The 15430-nt window shown below is 62.4% G+C and carries 14 protein-coding genes; 10 read left to right on the top strand and 4 right to left on the bottom strand.

Annotated elements, in window-relative coordinates; all coding sequences use genetic code 11:
* Positions 1-59: 59 nt before the first annotated feature.
* Positions 60-1280, bottom strand: coding sequence for a ubiquinone biosynthesis hydroxylase (locus ACP7AL_RS05960; RefSeq protein ID WP_425989774.1), 1221 nt, complete (start codon positions 1278-1280; stop codon positions 60-62).
* Between the two features lie 163 nt (positions 1281-1443).
* Here ACP7AL_RS05960 and tesB point away from each other — a divergent pair, with 163 nt between their 5' ends.
* Positions 1444-2331 (top strand): acyl-CoA thioesterase II, encoded by an 888-nt coding sequence (tesB, locus tag ACP7AL_RS05955; RefSeq protein WP_425989772.1) that lies wholly within the window; start codon positions 1444-1446, stop codon positions 2329-2331.
* An 84-nt stretch (positions 2332-2415) separates the two neighbouring features.
* Here tesB and ACP7AL_RS05950 read toward each other — a convergent pair whose 3' ends face one another.
* The gene (locus tag ACP7AL_RS05950) at positions 2416-3291 is read right to left on the bottom strand and encodes a DUF4339 domain-containing protein (RefSeq protein WP_425989770.1); all 876 of its coding nucleotides are present in this window, start codon (positions 3289-3291) and stop codon (positions 2416-2418) included.
* A gap of 254 nt (positions 3292-3545) precedes the next feature.
* On the opposite strand from ACP7AL_RS05950, the gene ACP7AL_RS05945 reads away from it, so the two are divergent.
* The 8 genes from ACP7AL_RS05945 to ACP7AL_RS05910 all read left to right on the top strand — a co-directional run bounded on the left by ACP7AL_RS05945 (position 3546) and on the right by ACP7AL_RS05910 (position 13468).
* Positions 3546-3884: a P-II family nitrogen regulator gene (locus tag ACP7AL_RS05945; RefSeq protein WP_006023282.1), complete on the top strand. Its 339-nt coding sequence runs from the start codon at positions 3546-3548 to the stop codon at positions 3882-3884.
* A gap of 158 nt (positions 3885-4042) precedes the next feature.
* Positions 4043-5353, top strand: a complete 1311-nt coding sequence (locus ACP7AL_RS05940; protein WP_425989768.1) for an ammonium transporter — start codon at positions 4043-4045, stop codon at positions 5351-5353.
* 328 nt (positions 5354-5681) lie between these two features.
* Entirely contained in the window at positions 5682-6020 is a 339-nt protein-coding gene (locus tag ACP7AL_RS05935; protein ID WP_002713927.1) for a P-II family nitrogen regulator, read from the top strand.
* A gap of 37 nt (positions 6021-6057) precedes the next feature.
* Positions 6058-7500 (top strand): ammonium transporter, encoded by a 1443-nt coding sequence (locus ACP7AL_RS05930; protein ID WP_425989765.1) that lies wholly within the window; start codon positions 6058-6060, stop codon positions 7498-7500.
* 369 nt (positions 7501-7869) lie between these two features.
* On the top strand, positions 7870-9102 hold the full coding sequence (locus tag ACP7AL_RS05925; RefSeq protein ID WP_425989763.1) for an aminotransferase class I/II-fold pyridoxal phosphate-dependent enzyme: 1233 nt from the start codon (positions 7870-7872) through the stop codon (positions 9100-9102).
* A 4-nt stretch (positions 9103-9106) separates the two neighbouring features.
* Entirely contained in the window at positions 9107-11560 is a 2454-nt protein-coding gene (locus ACP7AL_RS05920; RefSeq protein ID WP_425989761.1) for a DNA translocase FtsK, read from the top strand.
* Positions 11561-11735: 175 nt separating this feature from the next.
* Positions 11736-12494 (top strand): outer membrane lipoprotein carrier protein LolA, encoded by a 759-nt coding sequence (locus ACP7AL_RS05915; protein ID WP_425990033.1) that lies wholly within the window; start codon positions 11736-11738, stop codon positions 12492-12494.
* Between the two features lie 158 nt (positions 12495-12652).
* A complete protein-coding gene (locus ACP7AL_RS05910; protein WP_425989759.1) occupies positions 12653-13468 on the top strand; it encodes an exodeoxyribonuclease III in 816 nt (271 codons plus the stop codon).
* Positions 13469-13490: 22 nt separating this feature from the next.
* Here the strand turns inward: ACP7AL_RS05910 and ACP7AL_RS05905 are convergent, their stop codons facing one another.
* The gene (locus tag ACP7AL_RS05905; RefSeq protein WP_425989757.1) at positions 13491-13931 is read right to left on the bottom strand and encodes a Crp/Fnr family transcriptional regulator; all 441 of its coding nucleotides are present in this window, start codon (positions 13929-13931) and stop codon (positions 13491-13493) included.
* Between the two features lie 33 nt (positions 13932-13964).
* On the bottom strand, positions 13965-14651 hold the full coding sequence (locus ACP7AL_RS05900) for a response regulator transcription factor (RefSeq protein ID WP_006023290.1): 687 nt from the start codon (positions 14649-14651) through the stop codon (positions 13965-13967).
* A 130-nt stretch (positions 14652-14781) separates the two neighbouring features.
* Here ACP7AL_RS05900 and ACP7AL_RS05895 point away from each other — a divergent pair, with 130 nt between their 5' ends.
* Positions 14782-15399, top strand: coding sequence for a L,D-transpeptidase family protein (locus ACP7AL_RS05895; RefSeq protein WP_024921035.1), 618 nt, complete (start codon positions 14782-14784; stop codon positions 15397-15399).
* Positions 15400-15430 lie beyond the last annotated feature (31 nt).

Genomic DNA, 15430 nt, shown 5'->3' with positions numbered 1-15430 from the left:
GTCTGAACCAGAAAGAAAACTGGATTGCTTCATCGCAAGTGCTCCTCGCAATGACGCAACTACAGAGCTTCGCCCTTGAGCAACCGCGGCACTTCGCCGGACAGACCAGCGGCCTGACGAATGAACGCGCTTTTCAGCGGCGGCACGCGATCCACAAGACCAAGCCCGATATCCCGCACCGTCCGCAGCAGCGCCGACTTGTTCGAGAACAGCATGTTGAGCGAATTGGTGGCGACGCCCATCGCCACCGTGTCGAACCGCCGCCAGCGCTGATAGCGCTCCAGCACATCGGCCTGTCCGTGATCGATGCCGAGTCGCGCCGCATCGACGATCACTTCCGCCAGCGCCGCCGCATCCTTCAGGCCCATGTTGAGCCCCTGCCCGGCGATCGGATGGATCACATGGGCGGCGTCGCCGACCAGCGCGAGCCGCTCGCCGATGAACGATCGCGCCACGAAATAGCCGAGCGGAAATGCGCGCGGTTTGTCGAGCGCCTTCACCTCGCCGAGATGCAGACCGAACCGCCTCTCGAGTTCGGCCTGAAATTCATTGTCGGGCAGTTCGATGATGCGCGCGGCTTCGCGGCGGCTTTCGGTCCAGACCAGTGATGAGCGGTTGTTCTTCAGCGGAAGAATCGCGAAGGGACCTGCGGGCAGAAAATGTTCCTCGGCGCGGCCGCCATGATCGCGCTCGTGTCCGACCGTGACGACGATGCCGGACTGGTCGTAATCCCAGCCGTGGGTTGCGATGCCGGCGCGTTCGCGCAGTTTCGATTTCGCGCCGTCGGCGGCGACCAGAAGACTTGCATCAATGATGCGGCCGTCGCTCAGGGTGACGCGGGTGCACTCGGCATTCGAGTCGTAGCTCGAGACCGCGACTGCGCTCAGTTCGACACCCTGGGCTTCCGCACGTGTTGCCAGCGCGTTGGTCAGGTGACGGTTCTCGACCATGTGCGCGAACGGCTCGCCGGGCTCGACCTCGCCGCCGAATGTCAGAAACACAGGCCGCGTGGCGTCTTCAAGATTCGAGTCGGTCACCACCATGTCGAGAATCGGCTGGGCGCTTTCGGCGACCTGATCCCAGACGCCGACCACCTCGAACAGCCGCCGGCAGGCGGCAACGATCGCGGATGCGCGCGGATCGCGGCTCGGGCGCATGGCAAAAGCAGGATCCGCAACGATGATCGGAATATCGGGGCCAAGGCCCTGCCGCAGCGCCAGCGCCAGCCCCAGACCGGCGAACGCGCCGCCTCCGATCACGATACTTCGTTGTGACGACATGCTACCCCGGTATCTCTGAACCGCCCTTGCCTCAAACCCGGCCATAAGGGAAATATGCCCTATGAATGGGACCGGAACATGGACCCGCCGCTGTTTATCAGGGTTTGCGGGCGACCGGAAACCACCCTGTCGTGTCTGCATGCCGAAGATCGGAACATCGTGAATGTCGAAAAGCCTGATTGATCTGTTGTCGATCCTCGATATCGAACAGCTCGAAGTGAACATGTTTCGCGGCACGAGCCCAAAGACGCGCTGGCAGCGCGTGTTCGGCGGGCAGGTGATCGGTCAGGCGATGGTGGCGGCCTGCCGCACCGTCGAGAATGTCGAGAAGCGGCTGCCGCATTCGCTGCATTGCTATTTCATCCTGCCCGGCGATCCGCAGATTCCGATCATCTACGAGGTGGAGCGGCTGCGCGACGGCAAGAGCTATTCGACGCGGCGCGTCACCGCGATCCAGCATGGGCGAGCGATCTTCTCGATCATGGTGTCGTTCCACGCCGAGGAAGAAGGCTCGTTCAATCATCAGGACAAGATGCCGGACGTTCCGCCGCCGGAAAAACTCACAGCGGAGGAAGTCTCCAAGCAGCCGATTTTCAAGGAGATGCCGGAGTTCATCCGCCGCTACTATGAATCAGACCGGCCAATTGAATTGCGCCCGGTCGAACTCGGCCGCTACTTCGGCCAGAAGATCGACGACGGCCGCATCCATATCTGGATTCGCGCCGTCGCCAAGCTGCCCGACGATCCGGCGCTGCACATGTGCGCGCTGGCCTATGCGTCGGACTTCTCGCTGCTCGACGCGGTGATGGCGCGTTACGGCCGCACGCTGTTCGATCAGCGCATGATGCCCGCGAGCCTCGATCACGCGATGTGGTTTCACCGCCCGTTCCGCGCCGACGAATGGCTGCTCTACAGCCAGGACTCTCCGAGCGCGCAGGGCGGCCGCGGCCTGACGCGCGGGCTGATCTTCAAGCAGGACGGAACACTGGTCGCCTCCGTCGCGCAGGAAGGCTCGGTGCGCGAGCGCAAGGAAAAGCCGGTTCAGGCATGATCCCGAAAAGCGGAAACCGGTTTTCGGATCAGATCATGCCTGACTGAAAGAAACCGACGCTGGCTAACGCATCATCGCGTTGTGTTACGCCAGCCGCTCCGAAGCGGAGAACTGCGACACGTACCAGCGGGTGTACCAGCTCATCACCCACGGAATCGGGATGATCAGCACCGAGCCGATGGAAAACACCAGGGTTCGCCAGAGCACCTCAAGTCCCGTCGCGTTGAACGAAATGGCGCGGTGCGTGCCGCTGATGTTGGCGCAAATCCACCGCATCCAATAGACGACCACCCAGGCCCAGCCGATGATGGAGATGAAAGACACCGCCATCAGAAGGTACCAGCCGATATAGATCCACGGGCTGCCGTCGAAACTGAGCTGAAGCGGACGGCCCTCCGACGTGATATTCGCCATCACCCAACGTACCGTCATCCACGACAGATACGCCTGAACCGGAAACAGCAGGTATTCGAGGTAGGGAACGCCGGTGAGCCCGATGTATGTCATCAGCGCCAGCCCGACAAACACGTACCAGATGTCGAGAGGCTTTCCGCTGAAGCCGAGATAACCCCGCTGCGGCACGTGAATGCGCGAGACAATCCAGCCATAGAAACTTGCCGCCACCCATGGCGCGGGAATGACCAGCAGGAATCCGATCACGAAAACCAGCGCGCGGCCCAGCATCTCCCAGATGCCGATATTGATTGAAAACGATCCGCCCGAGGGATCGCCATTGGCGGACGGGACAGAGGCACCCGGCCGCGGGATCGCCGGGGGCGCGACACCGGTCGAAAGCAGCCCCGGAATATCGCCGGCGTATTTCCAGTCCTGCATGCCGTCGGCCCAGACATAGGTGTCGGCCCTGACACTCCCCCGCGCGATCAGATCGCGAAACTCGTCTTCGGAATACGGGCCTTCCTGCTTATCTCCGGCGGCAACAAACCAAGATCGGCCCGGCATGGCATGTCCTTTGTTCTTGGGAAAATAAGGTGCCGGACCAGCCGCGGGAAAATCCTGCGGCATCAGATGAATGGCAGTCGGTCTCAGCCCCCGAGACTGCGAATGCTACAAACGGACCGCGCTTTGCCGCAACGGTTTTCAATCGGCCCTGCATATTTTTCTGCCCCGTTGCCCAAAAAGGTGGCGGATTGATACGGGCCCGAGTAAAGACTCGTGGCGCTGCCGCGCTGAACTTTAAGGGATGAAGAGCTGCCATGAAGCTTATCACCGCCATCATCAAACCCTTCAAGCTTGAAGAGGTCCGTCTGGCCCTGACCGCCATCGGCGTGCACGGCATGACCGTGACCGAGGTGAAAGGCTTCGGCCGCCAGAAGGGGCACACCGAAATCTACCGGGGCGCCGAATACATCGTGAATTTCCTGCCCAAGCTGCGCATCGAGATCGCGGTCGGGGCCGACCTTGCCGACAAGGCGGTGCAGGCGATCACCGCCGGTGCACGCACCGGACAGATCGGCGACGGCAAGGTTTTTGTCACGCCGATCGAAAACGCCGTCCGCATCCGCACCGGCGAGACCGACAACGACGCCCTTTAATTTTCTGGAATACGCATCACGACTGCAGCGGCGCGTGAAAGACGCCGCAAGGTCTTCCTAGTGTCCTGATCCGAAGTTCGCTTCATTTTTCGGCGCGCACCATGTGCTGCAGAAATGATGCGGACTTGCGAACCACCACACGAGCCGGGGGGATTACCATGTTGAGATTGCCGCGTGCGGTCGCACAGTTTGCGACCGCGCTTGCTGCTGTAAGCATCGCTGTCACGTCTGCGACGCCAGCCCTTGCTGAAACGGCCAGGATCGATGCCGCCGATACCGCGTGGATGATCACGGCGACCGCGCTCGTCCTGATGATGACGATCCCGGGTCTCGCGCTGTTCTATGCCGGCATGGTGCGCAAGAAGAACGTGCTGGCGACGATGGCGCAAAGCCTGATCGCCGTGGCGCTGATTTCCATTCTCTGGGTGATCTACGGCTACAGCCTGGTGTTTGTCGGCGACGGCGCATGGCTCGGCACGCTGGAGCGCTTTCTGCTGGCCGGCATGACGATGGACGGCGTGAGCAGTGCAGCGAAGACCATTCCCGAAGCGCTGTTCGTCATCTACCAGATGACCTTTGCGGTCATCACCGTCGCGCTGGTGGCGGGATCGGTCGCGGACCGCCTGCGCTTCTCATCCTACGTCCTTTTTTGCATCGGCTGGTTTACGGTCGTGTACATTCCGCTCGCGCACTGGGTGTGGGGCGGCGGCTTTCTCGCGCAGGCCGGCGTTCTCGATTTCGCCGGCGGCCTTGTGGTTCATCTCAGCGCCGGCACCGCGGGTCTGGTCGCAGCCGTTGTGATGGGACGACGCCGCGGCTACGGCACCGAGAACCTTGCGCCCTACGATCTTTCGCTGGCGGTGATCGGCACCGGCCTGTTGTGGGTCGGCTGGTTCGGCTTCAACGGCGGCTCCGCCTTGCAGGCCAACTCGCGCGCCGTGATGGCGATCCTCGCGACGCATCTGGCCGCCTGCGCCGGCGCACTGACATGGACCGCGATCGAATGGCTGACGCGGCGCAAGCCCTCGGTGCTCGGCATGATCTCCGGCGCCGTGGCCGGGCTGGGCACCATTACGCCCGCCTCGGGCTTCGTGGAGCCCTGGCATGGCATCGTGATCGGCGTGGTGGCCGGCGCGGTTTGCTTCTGGGCCTGCACCAGCCTCAAGCACCGCTTCAACTATGACGACACACTCGACGTGTTCGGCATTCACGGCATCGGCGGATTGCTGGGAACGCTGATGACCGGCGTGTTCGCCACCGCCGCCATCGGCGGGAGCGCCGGGCTGATCGAGGGCAATCCCAGGCTGCTGCTGATCCAGGCCTATGGCGTGGCGGCGGTGTTCGTCTGGACCGGCGCGATGACGTTCGTGCTGCTGAAGGTCGTCGACATGCTGGCCGGTCTGCGGGTTCCGCACGAGCACGAGGTGGAAGGCCTCGACATCACCCAGCACGGCGAAGCGCTCCAATAAATCGCCCCATTTGGATTTGGCCTCGGCTGTCGGGGCTTAGATACCTTTTGCTTGTCTGATGGGCACGAATGTGTCGACGGTCTGGTGTGCCTATGTTTTTGGCATCTCTGTCGCTCTTTTAGGCGCGACAAAATAGCCCAATTTTTTCGCACCCCCTCCAAAGCCAAAAACCCTCGGATTCATAAACCGTTAGGGAATTTGGCGGTGTTGGCACGGCATTTGATTCTATGGGACCCGGCTGGTGCCCGTGGAGTGATCTTTCTTCGCGCGGTGACCCTCAGTCGAGAACGCCCGGTCCGTACGACCGGGCCCAAGCGGGGAAGTATCCATGAAAATTGTTATGGCCATCATCAAGCCATTCAAGCTGGAAGAGGTCCGCGATGCCCTGACCGCCATCGGCGTTCACGGTCTCACGGTGACGGAAGTCAAGGGGTATGGCCGCCAGAAAGGCCACACGGAAATCTACCGCGGCGCTGAATACGCCGTCAGTTTCCTGCCCAAGATCAAGATCGAGGTCGCTGTCGCCTCGTCCCAAGTCGACAAGACCATCGAAGCGATCACCGGCGCTGCAAAGACCGGCCAGATCGGCGACGGCAAAATCTTCGTCATCAATCTCGACCATGCGGTTCGCATCCGCACGGGCGAGGCCGATGACGCGGCGCTCTGATTTCGCGCAAACCTCATCTTATCAGGAGTACAAACAAATGACGTTCAAGCGTCCCACCAGCGCGGGATTGGCAGCTCTCGCCGTCGGCCTCTTCGCTACGACAGCCGCCTACGCCGCGCCAACCGTCAACAAGGGCGATAATGCCTGGATGATGACTGCAACAGTTCTCGTGCTGTTGATGACCATCCCGGGCCTCGCGCTGTTCTACGGCGGCCTCGTCCGCTCCAAGAACATGCTTTCCGTGCTGATGCAGGTTTTCTACACCGTCTGCATCGTCTGCGTGATCTGGGCCCTCTACGGCTACAGCCTCGCATTCACCGGCGGTTCGGATTTCATCGGCGGCTTCTCCAAAGCCTTCATGGCCGGCATCACCACTGACTCGATGGCGGCGACGTTCTCGGTCGATGCCAACATCTCGGAAATGATCTATTTCTGCTTCCAGATGACCTTCGCCGCGATCACGCCGGCCCTCATCGTCGGCGCCTTTGCCGAGCGCATGAAGTTCGCAGCGATCGCGCTGTTCATCCCGCTCTGGGTGACGCTGATCTACTTCCCGATGGCCCACATGGTTTGGTACTGGGCAGGACCGGACGCGATCAGCGATGCAGCCAAGGCACTGGCAGCCGCGGCTGACGGCGCTGCAAAGACTGCAGCACAGGCGAAACTCGACGAGGTGATGGCTGACGGCGGCTTCCTGTTCAAGAAGGGCGCTCTCGACTTCGCAGGCGGCACGGTGGTGCACATCAACGCCGGTATCGCAGGTCTCGTCGGCGCTCTCCTGATCGGCAAGCGCACCGGCTACGGCAAGGAGCTGATGGCTCCGCACTCGCTGACCATGACCATGATCGGCGCTTCGCTGCTCTGGGTGGGCTGGTTCGGCTTCAACGCCGGATCGAACCTCGAAGCTTCGGGCGGCGCTGCTCTCGCGATGACCAACTCCTTCCTGGCAACCGCTGCTGCGGCGCTGTCCTGGATGTTCGCGGAGTGGATGATCAAGGGCCATCCGTCAGTGCTCGGCGCGTTGTCGGGTGCGGTCGCGGGTCTCGTTGCCGTCACTCCGGCTTGCGGCTTCGCAGGTCCGATGGGCGCAATCGTGCTCGGCCTAATCGTCGGCGTCGTCTGCCTGTTCTTCTGTACGGTTGTGAAGAACGCGCTCGGCTATGACGACTCGCTCGACGTGTTCGGCGTCCACTGCATCGGCGGCATCGTCGGCGCTCTCGGCACCGGCATTCTGGTCAACCCGGCCCTCGGCGGCACCGGCGTCATGGACTACGTCACCGGCAAGATCGGCGACTACGACATGGGCGCTCAGATGATCTCGCAGAGCTGGGGCGTGGGCACCACGCTGCTGTTCTCGGGCATCGGTTCGGCGATCATCTACAAGGTCGTCGACGTGATCGTCGGTCTGCGCGTTCCGGTCGAGCAGGAGCGCGAAGGTCTGGATCTCACCGACCACACCGAGCGCGCCTACAACATGTAAGCGACCTGCCGCGATCCTTACGGGTCGCGGCGAATTCTCTGGTGAGCATGATCTTATCGGAAAACCGGTTTCCACTTTTCCGGATCATGCTTCTGAACAACGGTTGGGGCACAAACCCGGCAATGCCCCGTCCGTCGGAGGGCCCCAGCGCAAGCTGGGGCCCTTACTTTTTGTGCCGCTGCGTCCGGAACAAGGAGGCCGGTTTCCGGGGCAAGATCAGTGCCCGGAAAGGGCGGCAAACTAAGCCCGCGCCGCGATGGTTAATCGCGTCTTAACCTCGCCGCACCTATGGTGACGTGATCAAGTCCTGCGTGGCCCCCTGACCGACCCGCAGGATCGACGGACCTTAATAGTGCTGGCGTTTTTCGAATGGCCATGACCGCTTCTTCCCGCTCGGCTTCCGCCGCCGGCGCCCAAGACGGCGAGCGCTCGCCGTTTGTCCGGCTGACCGAGCTGCTGAGCCCTTACACGCCGGGCAAGCCATTGATAAATATGTCAATTGGGGAGCCGCAGCATCCGGTGCCCGGCTTTGTCGGACCGGTGCTGGCCAGCCATATCAACGACTTCGGCCGCTACCCGATTGCCAAGGGCATCGAGCCGTTCCGCAAGACCGCCGCCGCCTGGGTTTCCCGGCGATTCGCTTTGGCCAAGGCCATCGATCCCGAAACCGAAATTCTGGTGCTCAACGGCAGCCGCGAGGGGCTGTTTTTCGCAGCGATCGCCGCCGCGCGCTATGTCAGCCCCCGCAAGGGCACGCCCGCGATCCTGATGCCCAACCCGTTCTATCCCGCCTATGCGGCCGGTGCGCGGGCCGCCGGGTGCGAAGCGGTGTTTCTGCCGACCACGCGCGAAAACGGCTTTCTGCCCAATCTCGATTCCCTGAGCGCGGAAACCCTCGACCGCACCGTCGCCCTCTACCTGGCATCGCCTGCGAACCCGCAGGGCTCGGTGCCATCGCGCGCCTACTTCGACCGCGTGAAGCAGCTCGCCGACCGTCACGGCTTCATCGTGCTCAGCGACGAATGCTATTCCGAAATCTACACCGGCGAAGCGCCGGGCAGCATGCTCGCCTCCGCCGGAAACGACTTCGCCAACGTGGTTGCGTTCCAGTCGCTGTCCAAGCGATCGAACCTGCCGGGCCTGCGCGTCGGCTTCGTCGCCGGCGACAGGAATTTTCTCGCGCGCTTCCACGAACTGCGCAATGTCGCGGCGCCTCAGGTGCCGGTCCCGTTGCAGCATGTCGCCGTCGCCGCCTATGGCGACGAGACTCATGTCGATGCGAACCGCAGGCTCTACCGGATCAAGTTCGATCTCGCGGACCAGATTCTCGGCAACCGCTTCGGTTACCGGCGGCCCGCGGGCGGCTTCTGCATCTGGCTCGATGTCTCCGCGCATGGCGGCGACGAAGCGGCGACGGTAAAGCTTTTCAAGGAAGGCGGCGTGCGCGTCATTCCGGGAAGCTATCTGGCGAGGCCGCAGGCCGATGGCAGCAATCCAGGCACCGGATATATCCGCGTCGCCCTGGTGCAGCAGGACAGTGAAACAACGGCTGAGGCGTTGCACCGGATGGTCGACGTCCTGAACGAAGCTCGGGGTTCGTAAAACAATGCCAGCGATCGAACGCGTCATTCCCATCGTCGGCCAGATCTCCGATCCATTGCGCGAGATGCTGGCGCGGCGCCTGCGCGAACTCGCCGGTCTCGGCGTCATCGCGCTCTCGTGTGTTGTTGCCGCGGCTCTGATGACGTGGTCGGTGCAGGACCCCAGCCTCAGCCACGCAACCTCAGGTCCGATCCGCAATCTGATGGGCCGTCCGGGCGCGATCGGCGCCGACATGCTGATGCAGATTCTCGGCCTTGGCGCGATCATGCTGATCCTGCCGGTGGCGATCTGGGGCTGGCGGCTGGTGACCCACCGTCATTTCGACCGCGAAGCCTTGCGCATCGCATGCTGGATTCTGTGCGCGGTGATCGCCGCGGGATTCGCAAGCTGCCTGCCGCGCAGCGGCGCATGGCCGTTGCCGACCGGACTTGGCGGCGTTGTCGGCGACGCGCTGGTGCGTTTTCCGGCGGTGGTGTTCGGTCCGCCCGGCCTGATCTACCGCATCGTGCTCGGCGTCATTCTGTTTGCCGCGATGATCGGCAGTTTCGTCTTCGCATGCGGCGCGGGCGCGCAGGAGAAGATCGTCGAACGCACCCGGCCGCCGATGATCGAGGATGAAGAGGATTTCGAGGAGAACGATCGCCGGTCGGTCTCGCTCGGCTGGATCGTTCATACTGCGATGAGCGCAAAAACACGCGTGGTTCGGGCGCTTTCTGCTTTCTTCGCGATGCTGGTCGGACGCACGGAATCGCGCCGCTCAGCATCGTTCGAGCGTATGGAGCCGAACCTCGGCGGCGGACGGCGCGCTCCATCGCTGGTGCCGCAAGACGAATACGAAGAGAACGAGGAAGAAGAAGAGGAAGAAGAGGAAGACGAGGAGCCCGCGCCGCGTGCCCGCAAGCGCGCAGAGCCGAAGTCGTCCGGCCGCAAGGGTGTCTTCGTTCTGCCGCCGGTTTCCGTTCTCGCCGCTCCGAAAGCATCGGACCGCCTCACGTTGAGCAAGGACGAACTGGAAGAAAACTCGCGCTCGCTCGAAGGCGTGCTGCAGGATTTCGGCGTGCGCGGCGAAATCGTAAAAGCCAGCCCCGGACCGGTCGTGACGCTTTACGAACTCGAGCCCGCACCCGGCATCAAGTCCTCGCGCGTGATCGGCCTTGCCGACGATATCGCGCGCTCCATGAGCGCGATCTCCGCGCGTGTCGCGGTCGTCTCCGGGCGCAACGCCATCGGCATCGAGCTGCCGAACGTCAAGCGGGAGACCGTTTATCTGCGGGAGCTGCTCACGGCGAAGGAGGCAACCGCGAGCACCGCGAAGCTGCCGCTGTGCCTCGGCAAGACCATCGGCGGCGAGCCTGTGATCGTGGATCTGGCGCGCATGCCGCATCTCCTGATCGCCGGCACCACCGGTTCGGGCAAGTCAGTCGGCATCAACACCATGATCCTGTCGCTGCTCTATCGCCTGCGCCCGGACCAGTGCCGCCTGATCATGGTCGATCCGAAGATGCTCGAACTGTCGGTCTATGACGGCATTCCGCACCTGCTGACGCCGGTGGTGACCGATCCGAAGAAGGCTGTCGTCGCGCTGAAATGGGCGGTGCGCGAGATGGAGCAGCGCTACAAGAACATGGCGAAGCTCGGCGTGCGCAACATCGATGGTTACAACACGCGCGTCGCCGAGGCGAAGGCCAAGGGCGAGGAGCTGACTCGCACCGTGCAGACCGGCTTTGACAAGGAAACCGGCAAGGCGATCTACGAGGAAGAGAAGCTCGAGCTCGAACCGCTGCCCTATATCGTCATCATTGTCGACGAAATGGCCGACCTGATGATGGTCGCGGGCAAGGACATCGAAGGCGCCGTGCAACGCCTTGCGCAGATGGCGCGCGCTGCGGGTCTCCATGTCATTCTCGCGACGCAACGCCCGTCGGTGGACGTCATCACCGGCACCATCAAGGCGAACTTTCCGACGCGTATTTCCTTCCAGGTCACCTCGAAGATCGACAGCCGCGTGCTGCTCGGCGAAATGGGCGCGGAACAACTGCTCGGTCAGGGCGACATGCTCTACATGGCAGGCGGCGGCCGCATCAGCCGCGTGCACGGCCCGTTCGTGTCGGACGAGGAAGTCGAGAAGATCGTCCGTCATCTCAAGTCGCAGGGTCAGCCTGAATACCTCGAGGCGGTCACCGCGGAAGAGGAAACCGACGAGGACGGCAACGCCGTATTCGACGGCACGAGCATGGGCGCCAACGGCGGCGAAGGCGACCTGTTCTCGCAGGCGGTTGCTATCGTCAAACGCGATCGCAAGGCCTCGACCAGCTACATCCAGCGCCGCCTGCAGATCGGCTACAACCGCGCCGCCACCCTGATGGAGCGGATGGAGCTGGAAGGCATCGTCGGGCAGGCCAATCACGCCGGAAAACGCGAGATTCTGGTGGCCGAGGAAGACGAACGATTTGGCTAAATCCCCGCTATTCGCAGCCGCGAAATCGCCATAGCTTCGGGATAGCCCCGGCGGACAGATCACAAGGCATCCACAGGACGGACAGTTGAGAAAATTACATCGCAATCAGCCGTTCTGCGGGCCCCGGCGCTCCACACAGCCTGTTTCGGTCGCGAAAGTGCCGATGAAAGTGCCCATGGCGGCATTGGCGGCAACGATCGCGGCATCCCTCATGATGTCATCGGCTCTGGCCCAGGCTGTTCCTGTTCCAAAGCCCGCACCGAAAGCCCGCATCGGCGATACCCCCGCACCGCAGGTGCAGGCACCCGCCACGTCGGCACCACCGACACCGATCATTCCGGATCTGCGCAGCCTGTTCGGCGGCGGGACGCCGAGCCAGAATTTCGACGCCAATCAAAAGGCGCTGGCCGGCAAGGTCAGCACTTATCTCTCGTCGTTGCAGAACGTCTCAGGCAATTTCGTGCAGGTCGGTCCGGACGGCAAACGCACGACCGGCGATTTCTATATCCAGAAGCCCGGCAAGATCCGTTTCGAATATGACGATCCGTCGCCGATCGCGCTGGTGGCCGACGGCACATCGGTGGTCGTGCTGGATCGCAGGCTCGCGACCCAGGACGTCTATCCGTTGTCGCAGACGCCGTTGCGCTACCTGTTGTCCGACCGCATCGATCTGCTGCGCGACACCAATGTCGTGGGCATCTCCTCGGACAACATGTTCATCAGCGTCACCATCGAGGAAAAGCAGGCGCTGGTCGGGACCAGCCGGCTGATGCTGATGATCGGGGCCAAGGACAATCAGCTCAAGCAATGGACCGTCACCGATCCGCAGGGATACGACACCACCGTCGCGGTCTACAATCTCGACACCACCAAGAAGCTCGATCCCTCGATGTTCAAGATCGACTTCACCAACTATCAGAACTCGAACAACTAGGTCGTTGCCGTCCCCTGAGGTGCGAGCCTCGAAGGGCGACGGTACCCCCTTCAATCGTATCCCGTCATCCTTTCCCGTCACCCTTCGAGGCGCGCAAGAAAGAGCGCGCACCTCAGGATGACGTTTCCTCGTCGCGCGTCCTGTGCTTTACGTTTCCCATGCGCTTCACCCTGACAACCTGGAACATCAATTCGGTGCGGCTGCGCATCGATCTGGTCGCGAAATTCATCAAGTCGGTGCGGCCCGATGTGCTGTGTCTTCAGGAAACCAAATGCATCGATGACGCATTCCCGCTGAAGCGTTTCAAGCGGCTCGGCTATGAGCACGTCGCGCTCAACGGCCAGAAGGGTTATCACGGCGTCGCCATCGTCTCGAAAATTCCGTTCGAATCGAGCGACGTGCGCACGTTCTGCGGCAAGGTCGATTCGCGGCATATCTCGGTGGTGTTCGGGCCGAAGGCGCAGATCGCCGACCCGCTGGTCGTGCATAATTTTTATGTGCCTGCCGGCGGTGATATTCCCGATCCCGCGATCAATCCGAAGTTCGAGCACAAGCTCTCGTTCCTCGACGAGATGCGCGACTGCGAGCCGCTGCATCCGAAGCCCGCTGACCGGCATATTCTCGTCGGCGATCTCAACGTCGCGCCGCACGAGCATGACGTCTGGTCCCACAAACAGCTTTTGAAGATCGTGTCGCATACGCCGATCGAATGCGAGAAGCTGCTCGGCATACAGGCGCAGGGCAACTGGATTGACGTCGCGCGGCAGCGAATTCCGCTATCCGAGAAAGTCTATTCCTGGTGGAGCTACCGCTCCGCGGACTGGAGCGCGGCGAACAAGGGCCGCCGCCTCGACCACATCTGGATCTCACAGGCGCTCGGCGACAGCGTTCGTGATTTCAAAATCACCAGGGACGCGCGCGGCTGGGAGCGCCCGTCAGACCATGTGCCGGTCACGGCGGTGCTCGATGTGTGATTTAGGATAGAACGCGATAAAACTATCGCAGCGTCGCGCTCACCCGGACCATTGCCCCCGCCGCCGCGTTGGTGCGCGCGGCGAAATCGTCGCGCAGACGTCGTGCCGCTTCGGGATGACTTTCGAGCACACGCTGGAACAGGCTGCGCGAAATGCGCAGCACCGACGACGGTTCCAGAGCCGTCGCGGTCGCCGGCCGCGCCATCGGAACCACCAGCGCGAGCTCGCCGATCAGAACGTTCTGGCCCGCAATGGCTTCATGACCATCGTCCGAAGCGACGCGAAACGCGCCATGCCGAACAATGAAACCGGAATCCGCAGGGTCGCCCTGTTCGAACAGCCGCTCGCCGAATCCGTAGTCGCGCTGCTCGGCACCGATCGCAAGCACCTGCAATGCCGCCGCGCCCAACAAATTCAGTGTCGGGACGCGCGAAAACAGGGCGATGTCGTCTTCAATAGCCATAGGGCGCCGAGATGGATCGGCGATTGATTCGCCTCATGGCACCAGCTTATAGCCGCCAGACTCAGTCACAAGAATTTCGGGATTCGCGGCGTCCTTCTCCACCTTCTGACGCAGGCGATAGATATGCGTTTCCAGCGTGTGGGTGGTCACCCCGGAATTATAACCCCAGACTTCCTGGAGCAGGGTCTCGCGCGACACCGGCATCTGCCCGGCGCGGTAAAGGAAACGGAGGATCGCGGTTTCCTTCTCGGTGAGCCGAACCTTCTTGGCATTGGCGCCGGTCAGCATCTTCGAGCCCGGGCGGAAGCTGTACGGACCCACCGAAAACACCGCGTCTTCACTGGCTTCATGCTGGCGCAGCTGCGCACGGATGCGGGCCAGCAGCACGGCGAATCGGAAAGGCTTCGCGACATAGTCGTTCGCGCCCGATTCGAGCCCGAGAACCGTGTCCGAATCGGTGTCGTGGCCGGTCAGCATGATGATCGGCGACTTGAAGCCGCCCTTGCGCAGGCTGCGGACCACCTCGCGGCCGTCGGTGTCGGGCAGGCCGACATCCATCAGCACAAGGTCGGGCGAGTTGCTTTTCGCCGCCAGCGCGCCCTTTGCGCCGGTATCGACGGCGGATGCCTCGAACTCCTCGTGAAGCGACAACTGCTCCACCAGGGCATCGCGCAGATCGGTGTCGTCGTCCACGATCAGGATCTTGCGGGCGTTGGCCATTGCATCCAGTCCTTTAAAATTCGGCTTGTATATAGAGGGTCCGGAGAGCGATCTCGAAGAACCTCGGCGAAATAGAGCATTTGCAGGCGAAAGCGCAAGCCGGAGTTGTACGCAGTCACGGGAACCAATTATGGGAAATCTAGGCTTTCCAAGGGCTTATCGAACACCGTTGCGTGATCGGCCGCTTTCCGCTGTCAGGGTTCATGCTGCCGCCGGCCGGCCGAACCAGGGTTGGCTGGTGGCGGGCACCCATATCCTACCGGTCGCGCTTGGACGCGGCGGAATCAAGGCCAACAAGTTCGAAGGCGATGGCGGAACACCCCGCGGCATATTCCGGCCGGTGCGGCTGTGGTGGCGCGCCGACAGGCACCCCCGGCCGCGAACCTATCTTCCGGTCCGGGCGATCGGCCCTGCGGACGCCTGGTCGGAAAATCCCGCCGACCGGCATTACAATCGCGCGGTCAAACGCGCGCCCGGCGAGGACGGCGACCGGCTGGCGCGGGAGGATCATCTCTATGATTTCATCATCGAGATCGACCACAACACCCGGCCGCGCATCGCAAGGCGGGGCAGCGCGGTTTTCCTGCATCTCGCCCGCGAAAAATTCTCGCCAACCGCCGGCTGCGTCGGGCTGACGCGCAATGGGATGCTGCGCTTGCTGGAACGGATCGGACCGCAGACGAAGATCGTGATCGGTGACATTGCAAGCTACGCGTCATTGCGAGCGAAGCGAAGCAATCCACTGTAGCAAAAAGCTGGATTGCTTCGTCGCTGGCGCT

Source organism: Afipia sp. DC4300-2b1, from assembly GCF_049895725.1.
Taxonomy (GTDB): Bacteria; Pseudomonadota; Alphaproteobacteria; order Rhizobiales; family Xanthobacteraceae; genus Afipia; species Afipia broomeae.
This window is presented reverse-complemented; position numbering and strand designations above follow the sequence as displayed.

Excerpts from the sequence above, each read along its gene's own strand:
- ACP7AL_RS05960 (WP_425989774.1), bottom strand. The coding sequence starts at position 1,280 with ATGTCGTCACAACGAAGTATCGTGATCGGAGGCGGCGCGTTCGCCGGT.
- tesB (WP_425989772.1), top strand. The coding sequence starts at position 1,444 with ATGTCGAAAAGCCTGATTGATCTGTTGTCGATCCTCGATATCGAACAG.
- ACP7AL_RS05950 (WP_425989770.1), bottom strand. The coding sequence starts at position 3,291 with ATGCCGGGCCGATCTTGGTTTGTTGCCGCCGGAGATAAGCAGGAAGGC.
- ACP7AL_RS05945 (WP_006023282.1), top strand. The coding sequence starts at position 3,546 with ATGAAGCTTATCACCGCCATCATCAAACCCTTCAAGCTTGAAGAGGTC.
- ACP7AL_RS05940 (WP_425989768.1), top strand. The coding sequence starts at position 4,043 with ATGTTGAGATTGCCGCGTGCGGTCGCACAGTTTGCGACCGCGCTTGCT.
- ACP7AL_RS05935 (WP_002713927.1), top strand. The coding sequence starts at position 5,682 with ATGAAAATTGTTATGGCCATCATCAAGCCATTCAAGCTGGAAGAGGTC.
- ACP7AL_RS05930 (WP_425989765.1), top strand. The coding sequence starts at position 6,058 with ATGACGTTCAAGCGTCCCACCAGCGCGGGATTGGCAGCTCTCGCCGTC.
- ACP7AL_RS05925 (WP_425989763.1), top strand. The coding sequence starts at position 7,870 with ATGGCCATGACCGCTTCTTCCCGCTCGGCTTCCGCCGCCGGCGCCCAA.
- ACP7AL_RS05920 (WP_425989761.1), top strand. The coding sequence starts at position 9,107 with ATGCCAGCGATCGAACGCGTCATTCCCATCGTCGGCCAGATCTCCGAT.
- ACP7AL_RS05915 (WP_425990033.1), top strand. The coding sequence starts at position 11,736 with ATGGCGGCATTGGCGGCAACGATCGCGGCATCCCTCATGATGTCATCG.
- ACP7AL_RS05910 (WP_425989759.1), top strand. The coding sequence starts at position 12,653 with ATGCGCTTCACCCTGACAACCTGGAACATCAATTCGGTGCGGCTGCGC.
- ACP7AL_RS05905 (WP_425989757.1), bottom strand. The coding sequence starts at position 13,931 with ATGGCTATTGAAGACGACATCGCCCTGTTTTCGCGCGTCCCGACACTG.
- ACP7AL_RS05900 (WP_006023290.1), bottom strand. The coding sequence starts at position 14,651 with ATGGCCAACGCCCGCAAGATCCTGATCGTGGACGACGACACCGATCTG.
- ACP7AL_RS05895 (WP_024921035.1), top strand. The coding sequence starts at position 14,782 with ATGGGAAATCTAGGCTTTCCAAGGGCTTATCGAACACCGTTGCGTGAT.